Source organism: Microbacterium sufflavum, assembly GCF_023091155.1.
In the GTDB taxonomy this organism is placed as follows: Bacteria; Actinomycetota; Actinomycetes; order Actinomycetales; family Microbacteriaceae; genus Microbacterium; species Microbacterium sufflavum.
The window spans coordinates 1,397,238-1,409,790 of record NZ_JAHWXK010000001.1 but is presented as its reverse complement, the minus strand read 5'-3'; the positions used below and the strand labels follow the sequence as shown (position 1 = coordinate 1,409,790).

Annotated in this window: 13 protein-coding genes; 8 read left to right on the top strand and 5 right to left on the bottom strand. The window is 70.5% G+C overall.

The window, feature by feature from the left end; genetic code table 11:
• Positions 1-7 precede the first annotated feature (7 nt).
• Complete coding sequence (locus KZC56_RS06950; RefSeq protein WP_247638196.1) at positions 8-1,615, top strand: alpha/beta hydrolase; 1,608 nt, start codon at positions 8-10, stop codon at positions 1,613-1,615.
• Positions 1,616-1,683: 68 nt separating this feature from the next.
• On the opposite strand, the gene KZC56_RS06945 is transcribed toward KZC56_RS06950, so the two are convergent.
• On the bottom strand, positions 1,684-2,628 hold the full coding sequence (locus KZC56_RS06945) for an alpha/beta hydrolase family protein (RefSeq protein WP_247638195.1): 945 nt from the start codon (positions 2,626-2,628) through the stop codon (positions 1,684-1,686).
• Between the two features lie 122 nt (positions 2,629-2,750).
• Between KZC56_RS06945 and KZC56_RS06940 the strand changes: the two genes are divergently transcribed.
• On the top strand, positions 2,751-3,350 hold the full coding sequence (locus tag KZC56_RS06940; protein ID WP_247638194.1) for a TetR/AcrR family transcriptional regulator: 600 nt from the start codon (positions 2,751-2,753) through the stop codon (positions 3,348-3,350).
• A gap of 19 nt (positions 3,351-3,369) precedes the next feature.
• Here the strand turns inward: KZC56_RS06940 and KZC56_RS06935 are convergent, their stop codons facing one another.
• The 3 genes from KZC56_RS06935 to KZC56_RS06925 form a co-directional block, all read right to left on the bottom strand.
• Positions 3,370-4,419, bottom strand: coding sequence for a DUF998 domain-containing protein (locus KZC56_RS06935; RefSeq protein WP_240745391.1), 1,050 nt, complete (start codon positions 4,417-4,419; stop codon positions 3,370-3,372).
• A 142-nt stretch (positions 4,420-4,561) separates the two neighbouring features.
• Positions 4,562-5,017, bottom strand: coding sequence for an SRPBCC family protein (locus KZC56_RS06930; protein WP_136036678.1), 456 nt, complete (start codon positions 5,015-5,017; stop codon positions 4,562-4,564).
• A 102-nt stretch (positions 5,018-5,119) separates the two neighbouring features.
• A complete protein-coding gene (locus KZC56_RS06925; protein ID WP_247638193.1) occupies positions 5,120-6,076 on the bottom strand; it encodes a manganese catalase family protein in 957 nt (318 codons plus the stop codon).
• Positions 6,077-6,211: 135 nt separating this feature from the next.
• On the opposite strand from KZC56_RS06925, the gene KZC56_RS06920 reads away from it, so the two are divergent.
• From KZC56_RS06920 to KZC56_RS06895, 6 genes are all read left to right on the top strand, one after another.
• Positions 6,212-7,249, top strand: a complete 1,038-nt coding sequence (locus KZC56_RS06920; RefSeq protein ID WP_247638192.1) for an FUSC family protein — start codon at positions 6,212-6,214, stop codon at positions 7,247-7,249.
• Between the two features lie 19 nt (positions 7,250-7,268).
• Positions 7,269-7,937 (top strand): DNA alkylation repair protein, encoded by a 669-nt coding sequence (locus KZC56_RS06915; RefSeq protein WP_136036680.1) that lies wholly within the window; start codon positions 7,269-7,271, stop codon positions 7,935-7,937.
• Between the two features lie 140 nt (positions 7,938-8,077).
• A complete protein-coding gene (locus tag KZC56_RS06910) occupies positions 8,078-8,449 on the top strand; it encodes a roadblock/LC7 domain-containing protein (RefSeq protein ID WP_136045494.1) in 372 nt (123 codons plus the stop codon).
• A gap of 98 nt (positions 8,450-8,547) precedes the next feature.
• Positions 8,548-9,084 (top strand): hypothetical protein, encoded by a 537-nt coding sequence (locus KZC56_RS06905; RefSeq protein ID WP_247638191.1) that lies wholly within the window; start codon positions 8,548-8,550, stop codon positions 9,082-9,084.
• A complete protein-coding gene (locus tag KZC56_RS06900) occupies positions 9,084-9,578 on the top strand; it encodes a roadblock/LC7 domain-containing protein (protein WP_136036683.1) in 495 nt (164 codons plus the stop codon). The genes KZC56_RS06905 and KZC56_RS06900 overlap by 1 nt, the downstream gene beginning before the upstream one ends.
• Positions 9,579-9,602: 24 nt before the next feature.
• Entirely contained in the window at positions 9,603-12,137 is a 2,535-nt protein-coding gene (locus KZC56_RS06895) for a DEAD/DEAH box helicase (protein ID WP_247638190.1), read from the top strand.
• A gap of 22 nt (positions 12,138-12,159) precedes the next feature.
• On the opposite strand, the gene KZC56_RS06890 is transcribed toward KZC56_RS06895, so the two are convergent.
• Positions 12,160-12,549 carry a VOC family protein gene (locus KZC56_RS06890; RefSeq protein ID WP_136036685.1) on the bottom strand — a complete coding sequence of 130 codons (390 nt, stop codon included), beginning with the start codon at positions 12,547-12,549 and terminating at the stop codon, positions 12,160-12,162.
• Between the last annotated feature and the right edge of the window lie 4 nt (positions 12,550-12,553).

Here is a 12,553-nt window from a genome sequence, read left to right as displayed (position 1 = left end):
AAACACCATGAGGAACCGCTCGCCGATCCGCAGCCGACGGAGGAACGATCATCGACGGCGATGGGTGGCACCGGTCGCCGCTGTCACCGCGGTCGCATCGCTGCTGCTGGCCGGCTGCACCGCCGCGACGCAGGACGACCGGGACGCCGCGCCCGAATCGGAAGCCGTGCAGGACTCGGACCTCGAGCGGTACAGGGGGCAGGAGCTCGACTTCGGGGCCTGCGACCCCGCGCTCGTGAGGTCGCAACCCGCCGTCCCTCAGGTCATCGATGCGGCGGAGAGCGCCGAGTGCGCGATGCTCACGGTGCCCCTGGACTACGAGGACCCCGCAGGTGAGACCATCGAGTTGGCGGTGGCCCGCATCGCAGCCACCGGCGAGGACCGCATCGGCTCGGTCGTGCTGAATCCCGGCGGACCAGGCGCGGCGGCGACGACGTTCGCCCCTCTGGTGGCCGCCCTGTGGTCGGGCGGGCCGCTCACCGACCGCTTCGACATCGTGGGCTTCGACACCCGGGGGGTCGGCCTCAGCCGCCCCGCCGTCGATTGCTACACCGACGACGAGCGAGACGCCGACGCTCCCCTCGCGGCACTCGGAGAGTGGACGGACGATTCCGCCCGCGAGATCGTCGAGAAGTGCGCTGATGGCACGGGCCGAGGCGACGTGCTCGCGCACCTCGGAACCCGCGATACCGCTCGCGACATGGACATCCTCCGAGCCGCGCTCGGCGACGAGAAGCTCACCTTCGCGGGTGTGAGCTACGGCACGCGCCTCGGAGCGGTCTATGCCGAGATGTTCCCGCAGAACGTCCGCGCCCTCGTCCTCGACGGCGCGGTCGACCCGCTCAAGAACACCCGGGAGCGTCGGATCCACCTCAGCGAGGGGCTGCAGGCGTCCTTCCAGCGCTTCGCCGACTTCTGTGCGGCCCAGGCCGATTGCCCTCTCGGCGCCGATCCCGCACGGGCGACGAGCGAGGCGCAGCGGCTCCTGCGGCCGCTTGTCGATGAGCCGCTGATCGCCGCCGACGGCCGCGAGGTCGGCTTCCTCGCCGCCGGCGAAGGCATCGTCGCCGGGCTGTACTCCGAGGCGAGTTGGCCCGCGATCGTGGCAGGGCTGGCGGAGCTGAAGGCAGGTCGGCCGGATGCCCTGCTCGCGCTGCGCGACGGGTCATACGGCCGCTCCGAGAGCGGCGAGTACACGAACTCGTACGAGGCGCTCTTCGCGATCAACTGCCTGGACGAAGAACGCTTCACCGCCGAGGAGATGGCGAGGCTCGGCGAAGACCTCAACGATGCCGTGCCGTTCCTCGACCCGGGGACCGCTCCCCCCACCCAGGACGGCTGCGAGTACTGGCCGTCCGAACCGACACTCGGCTACCCCTACGCGACGGACATCGACGGGCTTCCCGAGGTGCTCGTGGTGTCGGCCACGGGAGATCCGGTGACCCCTCACGACGGAGGCATCAGCCTCGCCGACACCCTCGGCGCCCGACTGCTCACCGTCGACGGCAACCAGCACGGCACCATCGTCTCCCGCAACGAGTGCATCGACGGGATCGTCGCCGACTACCTCGTCGACCTCGAACTCCCCGAGGACGGAGCGCGCTGCGCGCTGTGATCTCCTCCCTGGCGACGCCTGGTCCCTCGCCTGCTGCTCGCGCACGGCGAGGGACACGGGCACACCTCTCACCTGCTGTCGATGTGACCGATCGGATGGCCGCAGTCCGTGAACGCGGCGCGAGCAGCGGGCCAGCTGGTGTCGTCGACGTGCAGAGCGGTCCGCAGGTAGGCGGTGCTCATCCGCTGGATGACGGCGACCCGCTCGGGGTGCTCGTCGGTGGTCTCGGCGACGTCGTACCCCACGATGCCGCCGAGGGAGTGCTCGGCACCGTGGAGCGTGAGGAGATCCGTCGCACCGGGGCTGTGCGTAAAGGCATCGGTGAACCAGTCCGGTCCGCGGCTGGACATCGCGGACTGGTCGTGGTCTCCGGCGACGACGAGGGTCGGCGTGCGAAGCTCCCCGAAGGACGGACGCATGAAGGGGAAGTTCGTCCGTGCGAAAGGGTGAAGGTGGTCGCCGCCGACACCGGTCGCCGCGAACAGGATGCCTGCGGTGACGCGTCGGTCGGACATGTCGTCGCCGACCGTGCCCGAGTCGTCGAGGATCCGCGCCCCGAGCACGGACTGCGCGGTCTGTCCGCCCCAGGAATGACCGGTCGCGGCGACGCGCGTGCGATCGATGCGGCCGGAGAGACCGGGAACGGCGGCCTCGATGGTGTCGAGCTGGTCGAGGATGCGAGTGAGATCCGTGATCCGTTCGGTCCAGATCGTGGGGAACACCGGGTGATCGAACCCGAACCCGTTGCGGCGCGAGTCCAGATGCGTCGGCTGGATCACGACGAACCCGCGGGAGGCCCAGAACGCGGTGAGCGGCGCATACCCATCGAGGTTCCAGCCGTTGCCGTGGGAGAACAGCACGACGGGAAGGTTCGATCCCGTCGCGGGAGCGGACACCCGCACGTCGAGGGGAACCGCTCGGCCGGGCGCGGACACCGCCACGGGAGCGACGGAGACGACCGCGCCTCCGGCACCGATGATGCCGTCCAGCGTGTCGACGATGGATGAGGTCACGGCGAGTTCCTTTCCGAGGGTGCAGCGCTCTGCGATAGTGGATATCGGAGCGCTGTTCCGCAACATTACGGAACAATGCTCCGTAATGCAAGCGAGCGCCGTCGAGGGAACCGGAGCAGGACATGAGCGAGGTCGAGAGCGAGCCGTCGCACGATGCGCGGCCGCAGCGAGCGGGCCGCCCGCGCCGGAGCGAGCAGGCTCTGCTCGAGGCGGCGGCAGCAGTGTTCGTGACGTCCGGGGTCGATGCTCCGGTCCGAGAGATCGCAGCGAAGGCGGGAGTCGGCGTCGGGACGATCTATCGTCACTTTCCGACGCGTTCCGAGCTGGTGGTCGCGGTGTACCGGCACCAGGTCGAAGCGTGCGCCGACGCCGGTCCCCGCCTTCTTGCGGAGAGCGCGACCCCCGAAGCCGCCTTGCGGGCGTGGGTCGCCCTGTTCGTGGAGTTCCTGGTCACCAAGCATGGCCTGCCCGGCGCACTGCAGGGCGACAGCGCCGGATCCGACGCCCTGCACACCTCCTTCGTCGACCGTCTCGTCCCGGTGTGCGCCTCGCTCCTGGAGGCAGCGCGCGGGTCCGCGGAGGGGACGCCCGCGATCGATGCGTACACCGTGCTCCGAGGCATCGGGAACCTCTGCATCGGCGCGACCGGCGACGCGCGGTACCGGGCTGCCGACCTGGTGCAACTGCTCATCTCCGGGGTGCTCGCACCCGAAGCTCGCTGACCCCCTCGTCGAGCCGGCGTCAGCCCGCGCGCAGCGGCGAGCGCCGGGCCGAGGGACGCGACGCCTCCGGCACCAGGATCGCCAGCACGCGCACGAGCGTCGTCAGCCACAGCAGCCCCAGCCCGACCACGATCGCCTCGAGCGCCGTGACCGCGTACAGCCCGAACGGCAGCCACAGCACGACCGCCACCACCACGAGCACGCCCACCGCGATCGACGTCGCCACGAGCGCCGTCGGTCGCCCCGGTACCGCGACCGTGGTCAGTGCCGCGGCGGCCAGGAACAGCACGAGCGCCGCGAAGGCCGCGATGTCGTGCGGCAGGGGTGCCCGGTACAGGGGCAGCAGCCCCACGGCGGCGAGCGCCGCACCCGCGGCCGCCCACAGGCCCACGATCACGGCGATGCGCGGCAGGGCGTCGTCGCCCCGCAGGCGGTGCAGATCACGGCCGATGTACGCGCCGACCGTGGCGACGAGCAGCCCGGCGACCACGAGCGTGCCGTTGAACGCCCACCCCACGCCGAGCTGCGAGAAGTTCTCCTCCCACCACCGCGGGTCGACCGCCGTCACCATCGCGAACAGCGTGCCGATCACCAGGAAGCCGAACAGGAGCCCGGCGAGGTCGGCCGTGCGCAGCCCGACCCCGGCCCCGAACGCGAACCGGCCACCCACGGCCGCCGCGACCCCGGCGAGCAGACCGCCGCCCACCGCCCCGAGCTCGAGCCCGCGCAGCCCGACGGCCAGCACCTCCGCTGTGAGCAGCACGCCCATCACGGTCACGGCGCCGAACGCGAGCGTGAGTGCGCCTGCCGAGAGGTGCGACACGATCACCTGCCAGCGCGGCATCCCGGTGGTCTCGCCGCGACGGTGCCGCAGTGTGCTCACCGCGAAGGCCCCCGCGGCGATCACCCCGGCGACCACGGCGACCGGCATCGCCAGCCCCGTCTCGCCGGTCAGCGGCCTGGACGCCCCGCGCAGCACGACGAGTCCCGCGCCGACGCCGAGCACGAAGCACACGGCGGTCGCCGCGACCGCTGCAGCCTCGGCGCGCAGCCTCCGGTCCCTCTCCATGCGCTCATGCAAGCACGGGGCGCCGACGTGCGCACCCCCGACTCCGCGCACGCCGGACACGCGACGAGGCCCGGAACCCCGCGTGCTGCGGTGCTCCGGGCCTCGTCGATCTCCGGTCGCGCGCCCTCCGGTCGCCTGCGGATCAGGCGTCGACGTCGCCGCGCCAGGCGCCCGTCTCGACGCCGCGCCCCTCGATGAACTCCTTGAAGTTCTTGAGGTCTTTCTTCACGGCGTGCGAGCCGGCGCCGACGAGCGCGCCCACCTTCTCCAGCAGCCCCTCCGGCTCCCAGTCGAGCTGCACCGTGACGCGGGTCGACGTGTCGTCGAGCTTGTGGAAGGTCACCACGCCCGCGTGCTCGGTCTCGCCGCCGACGCTGTTCCAGGCGACGCGCTCATCCGGGTGCTGCTCGGTGATCTCGGCGTCGAACTCGCGCTCCGCTCCACCCACGTTCACCTTCCAGTGCGTGTGGGTGTCGTCGGTCTGCGTGATGGACACGACCTCGTCGAGGAACTTCGGGAAGCTCTCGAACTGCGTCCACTGGTTGTATGCCGTGCGGACGGGAACGTCGACGTCGATGGTCTCGATGATCTGCACCATGGGATGCTCCTCTGCTGTTCGTCGTTCGTGTGCTTCCATTCAGGCGTCACGAGCCGGTATCGGCCACGGGGTTGACATCGCAGCGCGGATCGACGACTCTCCTCAGCTCGACGTCATCCGGCCGAAGGTCGCCTCGATGTCGGCCATCTCCATCTCGGCGGTGGCCTGGATGAGCGCCTGCAGTTCGGCGTCGGCACCCGGCGCGAACTCCTCGGGGCGCTCGGGCGCGATGACGGACGGCACGCCCTCCGGCGCCTGCTGGTCGGCGATCAGCTCGGTGCCGTCGCCCGACGGCGACATCCCCCGGAAGATGCGCCCGGCCTCGGAACGGTCGTCCAGGTCGAACGAGTACTGCTTGCTCTGCAGACCGAGGTCGAGCAGCCGCTTCACCTCGGGGAAGCTCTCGGCGTTCGTCTTGGGGATCGGCAGGCTCGTGCGCCAGTTCACCCCCAGGGTCTCGAGCGCCTTCGCATAGGCGTTCTCGTGCGCCTGGTCGCGCACGATGAGGTACGAGATCGTGGAGCGCGCCGTCTTGTTCGCCGTCATCTCGTACAGGCGGCACTTCTGCAGCCTGCCGGTCGACTCGAGCATGAGGTTGTAGAGCAGGTCGAGCACGAGGTTGCCGGAGTTGTACACGTAGCTGCCCATCCACGGGTTCCCCGCCGCGTCCACCGGCAGGGCGCCCTGCGCGCCGACCAGGTAGTGGTGGATGTTGCTGTGGTCGAGCGCGATCTCGAGCGGCACCGCACCGCCGGCTCCCGGGGCATCCACGGGGGCGTCCTTCTTGCCCTGGTACGCCGGGGAGCCGTCGAGCAGCCGGGAGATCGTGGTGCCGATCAGCTCGACGTGGCTGATCTCCTCGGTGCCGATGCCCTGGATGAGGTCGCGGTACGGCTTGCCGGCGGGACCACGGAAGTTGATGCTCTGGAACAGGTACTGCATCATCGTGCGCATCTCGCCGAACTGACCGCCCAGACCCTCCTGCAGCGCATTGGCCGCCGCGGGGTCCGGTTCGTCGACCTCGATGTCGTTGATGAGCTGCTGCAGGTGGAAGTACATGTCGGCCTCCTCGCCGGGTCGCTTGTCGCTGGGGTGGCCCACTCTCCGCCTGGCCGGCGGATCGGTCACCCCGATGGACGGGTCCGCAGTCGGCGCGTATCATCCCGCGCCCGCGGGCGCACTAGCGTGGAGGCCATGCGCATCCCCGCCGCGATCCGCGCCTCCCAGCGGTCACCGCTGCTGCAGGTCGTGAAGTCGGCCGCGGCCACGATCGCGGCCTGGCTGATCGCGGGCTGGGCCTTCCCGGGGCAGCTGCCCGTGTTCGCGGCGATCGCGGCCCTGCTGGTGGTGCAGCCGAGCGTCAACCAGTCGCTGTCCAAGGCGCTGGAGCGCAGCATCGGCGTGATCGTGGGGGTGGTGATCGCGGTCGCGCTGGGGCTCCTCCTCGGCTCACCGAGCTGGATCGTGCTGCTCGCGATCGTGGTGGCGATGCTCGTCGCCTGGATCTTCCGGGCCTCGCCGGGCACCGGCAACCAGGTCGCGATCTCGGCGATGCTCGTGCTGGCCCTGGGGTCGTCGAGCCCGGAGTATGCGATCGCCCGCATCGCCGAGACGCTGATCGGCGTGGTGATCGGCATCGTGGTGAACGCCCTGATCGTGCCGCCCGTGCTCGTCGAGCCGGCACGGCGCGATGTCGGGCTCCTCGGGCGCGAGCTCGCGGCGAGCCTGGACCGCCTCGCCGATGCCCTCCCCGAGCCGCAGACCCCCGCGCGACTCCAGGAGCTCATGCTCGAGGTGCGGCTGCTCCGCCCGATGAAGGATGCCGCCGAGGCCGCGATCGCCGCCGGGGAGGAGTCGCTCACCCTCAACCCGCGCCGCTCGACCCACCGGGCCGACCTGGCGGAACTGCGGCAGCTGCTCGACCGCCTGTCCCCCATCGTCACGCAGACCATCGGGATGACCCGCGCCTACTTCGACCACTACGACGACCGCCTCGGCGAGGAGCCGGCGGTGGCCGCGATCGCGGAGCAGCTGCGCCGGGCCGGGCACGACGTGCGGCTCGCGGTGCAGTCGTCCGCCCCGGCGCCCGAGCCCGAGGCGCTGACCTCGGCGATCCCGGCCCTCACGGCGCCGCTGGTCATCCGTCCGCCGTCGTCGCAGCACTGGATCCTCGTCGGGTCGCTCATGGAGGACCTGCGGCGGATCCGCGGGGAGCTGCTCGACGAGGAGTGACCGCGCGTACCCTGTGAGCATGGCCGGTATGACCGTGGACGCCGCCGTGGCCGAGCTCGCGGCGCTCGAAGACCCGAAGCAGCGCGCGGCGAACGAGAAGCGCGGCGACGACCACGGCATCAACCTCAGCCGGATGCGCGCCCTGGCCAAGCGGATCGGGACCGACCAGGCGCTCGCGACCGCGCTGTGGGCGACCGGCGACACCGCCGCCCGGCTCTTGGCGATCCTGATCTGCCGGCCGCGGGACTTCACCGCCGACGAGCTCGACGCCCTGCTGCGCGACACGCGTCCGCCGAAGGTCAACGACTGGTTCGTGAACTACGTCGTGAAGAAGTCGCCGCTCACGGAGGAGCTCCGCACCCGCTGGTTCGACGACCCGGATCCCACCGTGGCCGCGGCCGCCTGGTCGCTCACGACCGTGCGCGTCGCGAAAGACCCCGACGGGCTCGATCTCGACGCGCTGCTCGACCGCATCGAGCGCGACCTCGCCGACGCGCCGCCGCGCTTGCAGTGGGCGATGAACGAGACGCTCGCGACGATCGGCATCTTCCACCGGGAGCACCGCGCCAGGGCCATCGACATCGGCGAGCGCCTGCGGGTGCTGGCGGACTACCCCACCGCTCCCGGCTGTACCTCGCCGTTCGCTCCGCTGTGGATCGCCGAGATCGTGCGGCGCCGCGAGGGCTGACGCTCTGGCGCGGCGTGGCGGGACCCGGTTCGCGCAGTGGCGGGTAACGTTATACACTTTTCTGATCGCGTGCACTCTGGGGGTGACCGCACTGGGCGGTCTCTGGTGCGCGCGGTGAAAACCACACACTGGGGAGAACCATGGCCACGCAGGATGAGCTGAACCAGCTGATCGACGACATCGCCCACGACATCAACGGCTTCATCGGCGCATCGATCGTCGACCTGGAGTCGGGGCTGCCGATCACGTCGAGCTCGACCCGACCGGACTTCGATCTCGATGTCGCGAGCGCCTTCAACGCCGAGATCGTGAAGAACAAGAACCGCACGATCGAGGCGCTCGGCCTCGACGCCCACCTGGAGGACATGCTGCTCACGCTCGACACGCAGCTGCACCTCCTCAAGCTCATCGACGGCGGCATGTTCCTGTACATCGCGGCCGATCGGCAGGCGACGAACCTGGCGATGCTGCGCTCGTCGGTGAACCGCCACGTCACGGCGCTCGCCGCTTGACCGAGGAGGCCGTCGGGAGCGGCCTCGGAAGCTCGCGGCCACGCAGGGCACACTCCTCGGAGAAGCCGCTGAGGCGCTCTCGTTGGCGACGAGCAGACATGCCGACCCGATATCGCATGATCTTCGCGGGGCTCGTCGGCGCCGGCAAGACCACCGCGGTGCGCGCTCTGAGCGACGTGCCGCCGGTCGACACCGACGTGCCGATGAGCGCCACCGCGGCCCAGGGCGAGGACAAGACGACGACCACGGTCGGGCTCGACTTCGGCACGTGGCGGCCGACACCCGAGGTCTCTGTCGCGCTCATCGGCGTACCGGGGCAGCGCCGGTTCGCCGCAGCACGACCGAACGTGTCGCTGCCCGGCACCCGCATCCTGCTCTGGGTGCGGGGCGATCAGCCCACCATGACCTCCGACACGGCGGAGTGGTTGCGACTGTTCCCCGCCGAGCTGCATCGGCTGATCATCGTCGTCAGCCACAGCGACCACCGATCGATCGGCTCGATCCGTCGGGCTCTCGCCGACGTGCTGCAGCAGTACGCGGTGCCACCCTCGCGTGTGCTCGCGGCCGACGCCCGCGACCGCGACAGCGTGATGCGCGTCGCCAGCGCTGCGCTCGACCTTCCGGAGGAGAACTGATGAGACCACACGGTGACGCGGAGGCCGCTCCGCACGACCCGTCACGCATGCACCCCGACATCGCCGGCAACTGGGCGCTCTGGTCGGGCATCGTGAACCAGTCCGCCATCACCCGGCTGGAGCAGCTGAAGAGCCGCTTCCCCGAGCTGACCTCGGCCGTCCTCGGCACCGCCGACGGCCTGCACATCGCGTCGATCGGACTCGACCCGCAGTCGGGCGAGCACCTCGCGGCCATGAACGGTTCGCTGTTCGGCGTGGCCCGTGCCGAGGCGGAGATCATCTCGGGCGGTACCGAACCCACGCTGTCCGCGATCGTGTCGCTGTCGGTGGAAGACAGCCAGATGGCGCTGCTGAGCTTCATCCTCGCACCGTACGGGCAGCTGCTGCTGTCGGTGTCGGCCGCGGAATCGCAGCTCGGCGCGGTCATCGTGCACGCGCGGTCCACGGCCTACGAGCTGCTGACCGCACTGGGCGTGACGGGAACGGGAGTCTGATGCAGATGCGATGATCGAGGGACCATGACTTCCCCGCCGCGGCTCGAGCCCGCCACCGTTCCCGACGCGGCCGATCCGGACGCCGTGTACCTGACGTTCGTGGAGTGGGTGGAGTCGACGGGCATCCGGCTCTACCCCGCCCAGGACGAGGCGCTCATCGAGATCGTCTCGGGGAACAACCTGATCCTCTCGACGCCCACCGGAACCGGCAAGTCGCTGGTTGCGGTGGGGGCGCACTTCGCCGCGCTCGTCGGCGACCGTCGGAGCTTCTACACGGCGCCGATCAAGGCGCTCGTGAGCGAGAAGTTCTTCGCCCTGGTCGACGTCTTCGGCGCCGAGAACGTCGGCATGATCACGGGTGACTCCTCGGTCAACGCGGACGCTCCGATCATCTGCTGCACCGCCGAGATCCTCGCCAACCTCGCCCTGCGGCACGGCAGCGACGCCGACGTGGGGCTGGTCGTGATGGATGAGTTCCATTTCTACGCCGACCCGGAGCGCGGGTGGGCGTGGCAGGTGCCGTTGCTGGAGCTGCCGCAGGCGCAGTTCGTGCTCATGTCGGCGACCCTCGGCGACGTGACCGCGCTCGCTGCCGACCTGACCCGGCGCACGGGCAGGGAGACCTCGACGGTCACGGGTGTCGAGCGCCCGGTGCCGCTGCACTTCTTCTACGAGACGACGCCCATCCACGAGACGATCGACGACCTGCTCGCCACCGGGCAGGCGCCGGTCTACATCGTGCACTTCTCGCAGTCGGCGGCCATGGAGCGCGCCCAGGCGCTGTCGAGCACGAAGGTCGCGTCGCGCGAGCAGCGCGACGAGATCGCGGCCCTGATCGCCGAGTTCCGCTTCACCACGGCGTTCGGCAAGACGCTGTCGCGGTTCCTGCGCGCCGGGATCGGCGTGCATCACGCGGGCATGCTCCCGAAGTACCGCCGCCTGGTCGAGCAACTCGCCCAGCGCGGACTATTGCGGGTGATCTGCGGCACCGACACGCTGGGGGTCGGCATCAACGTGCCCATCCGCACGGTGCTGCTGACGGCGCTGACGAAGTTCGACGGCACGCGAATGCGGCAGCTCAACGCGCGCGAGTTCCACCAGATCGCCGGGCGGGCAGGGCGGGCGGGTTTCGACACCGCGGGCACCGTCGTGGCCCAGGCCCCGGAGCACGAGACCGAGAACCTCGCCGCGATCCGCAAGGCCGGAGACGACCCGAAGAAGAAGCGGAAGATCATCCGCAAGAAGGCACCCGACGGGTTCGTGTCGTGGGGCGAGCCGTCGTTCCGCAAGCTCATCGACGCGACACCCGAGACGCTGACCTCGCACATGCAGATCACCAGCGCCATGATGCTCAACGTGATCGCGCGCGGCGGCGACGTGTTCGCCCACATGCGCCGCCTGGTCTACGACAACCACGAGACCCGCGTCCGACAGCGGGAGCTGGCGCTCCGGGCGATCGGCATCTTCCGCACGCTGCGGGAGTCGGGAGTCGTGCAGCGCACTGCCGACGGCGACATCCGCCTCACGGTCGACCTGCCGCCGAACTTCGCCCTCAACCAGCCGCTGTCGCCGTTCGCCCTCGCCGCGTTCGACCTGCTCGACCCCGACCCGTCCGCGGGGACCGGCACGGGCTCGTACGCGCTCGACATGATCTCGATCGTGGAGTCGACGCTCGACGACCCGCGCGCCGTGCTCAGCCAGCAGGAGTTCCTTGCCCGCGGCGAGGCGGTCGCGGCGATGAAGGCGGAGGGGATCGAGTACGACGAGCGGATGGAGCTGCTGGAGCAGATCACCTACCCGCGCCCGCTCGACGAGCTGTTGGACGCCGCGTTCGAGACGTTCAGCGCCGCGCAGCCGTGGATCCGCGACTTCTCCCTCCGCCCCAAGTCGGTCGTGCGCGACATGTACGAGCGGGCCATGTCGTTCGGGGAATACGTCGCGTTCTACAAGATCGCCCGGTCGGAGGGCGTGGTGCTGCGCTACCTGTCCGACGCCTACCGCGCGGCATCGCAGACGATCCCCGAGGAGCGCAAGGACGAGGACCTCCGCGACCTCATCGCGTGGCTGGGCGAGCTCGTGCGCCAGATCGACTCCAGCCTGCTCGACGAGTGGACCGAGCTCGCGACGGGCACCGACAACGGCCGCTTCGACCCGCACGCGCCGGACGAGCCGATCGTGCCGCCCGCCCCGAAGCGCCTCACCGCCAACACCCGGGCGTTCCGCATCCTGGTGCGCAACGAGCTGTTCCGTCGCGTGCAGCTGGCCGCGCGGGAGGACGTGGCGGCGCTCGCCGAGCTCGACCCCGGCTTCGGCGCCGACGCCTGGTCGGACGCGCTCGACGGCTACTTCGCCGAGCACGACGAGATCCTGACCGGTGCCGACGCCCGCAGCTCCCGGCTGCTGCTGCTCACCGAGGGCCCGACGGCCTGGACCGCGCGGCAGATCCTCGACGACCCCGCGGGCGACCACGACTGGGGCATCAGCGCCACGATCGACCTCGCCGCCTCAGACGAGGCCGGCGAGGCGGTCGTCACCGTGACCGCGGTCGACCGGCTCTGAGCCGGCGCGGGACCGACGGGCGTCAGGCCTGCATCACCGCGAGCACGTTGCCCGCCGGGTCGCGGAACCACGCGATGTCGGGCCCGCGTCCGTCGCCGCGCACGATCCCGCGGTCGTCCGAGGGGAACACGTCGTCGGGGTAGATCTTCGTCTCGACCCCCTTGGCGCGCAGCTCGTCGACCGCGGCATCCACATCCGCCACCGGGAAGTTCAGGATCGTGAAGCTCGCCGGCTCGTGGTTCGGTTTGTCGTACACGAGGATGCTGCCGCCGCTGGCGAGCCGCAGCTCGAGGAAGCCCATTGCATTCCGGGCGACCTCGAGCCCGAGGGTCTCGCCGTAGAACCGTTGCGCCGCGTCGAGGTCGTCGACACTGAAACCGCTGAACGCATCCTGCACCGTGAACGCCGTCATGTTC

Excerpts from the sequence above, each read along its gene's own strand:
- KZC56_RS06950 (WP_247638196.1), top strand. The coding sequence starts at position 8 with ATGAGGAACCGCTCGCCGATCCGCAGCCGACGGAGGAACGATCATCGA.
- KZC56_RS06940 (WP_247638194.1), top strand. The coding sequence starts at position 2,751 with ATGAGCGAGGTCGAGAGCGAGCCGTCGCACGATGCGCGGCCGCAGCGA.
- KZC56_RS06935 (WP_240745391.1), bottom strand. The coding sequence starts at position 4,419 with ATGGAGAGGGACCGGAGGCTGCGCGCCGAGGCTGCAGCGGTCGCGGCG.
- KZC56_RS06930 (WP_136036678.1), bottom strand. The coding sequence starts at position 5,017 with ATGGTGCAGATCATCGAGACCATCGACGTCGACGTTCCCGTCCGCACG.
- KZC56_RS06925 (WP_247638193.1), bottom strand. The coding sequence starts at position 6,076 with ATGTACTTCCACCTGCAGCAGCTCATCAACGACATCGAGGTCGACGAA.
- KZC56_RS06920 (WP_247638192.1), top strand. The coding sequence starts at position 6,212 with ATGCGCATCCCCGCCGCGATCCGCGCCTCCCAGCGGTCACCGCTGCTG.
- KZC56_RS06915 (WP_136036680.1), top strand. The coding sequence starts at position 7,269 with ATGGCCGGTATGACCGTGGACGCCGCCGTGGCCGAGCTCGCGGCGCTC.
- KZC56_RS06910 (WP_136045494.1), top strand. The coding sequence starts at position 8,078 with ATGGCCACGCAGGATGAGCTGAACCAGCTGATCGACGACATCGCCCAC.
- KZC56_RS06905 (WP_247638191.1), top strand. The coding sequence starts at position 8,548 with ATGCCGACCCGATATCGCATGATCTTCGCGGGGCTCGTCGGCGCCGGC.
- KZC56_RS06900 (WP_136036683.1), top strand. The coding sequence starts at position 9,084 with ATGAGACCACACGGTGACGCGGAGGCCGCTCCGCACGACCCGTCACGC.
- KZC56_RS06895 (WP_247638190.1), top strand. The coding sequence starts at position 9,603 with ATGACTTCCCCGCCGCGGCTCGAGCCCGCCACCGTTCCCGACGCGGCC.
- KZC56_RS06890 (WP_136036685.1), bottom strand. The coding sequence starts at position 12,549 with ATGACGGCGTTCACGGTGCAGGATGCGTTCAGCGGTTTCAGTGTCGAC.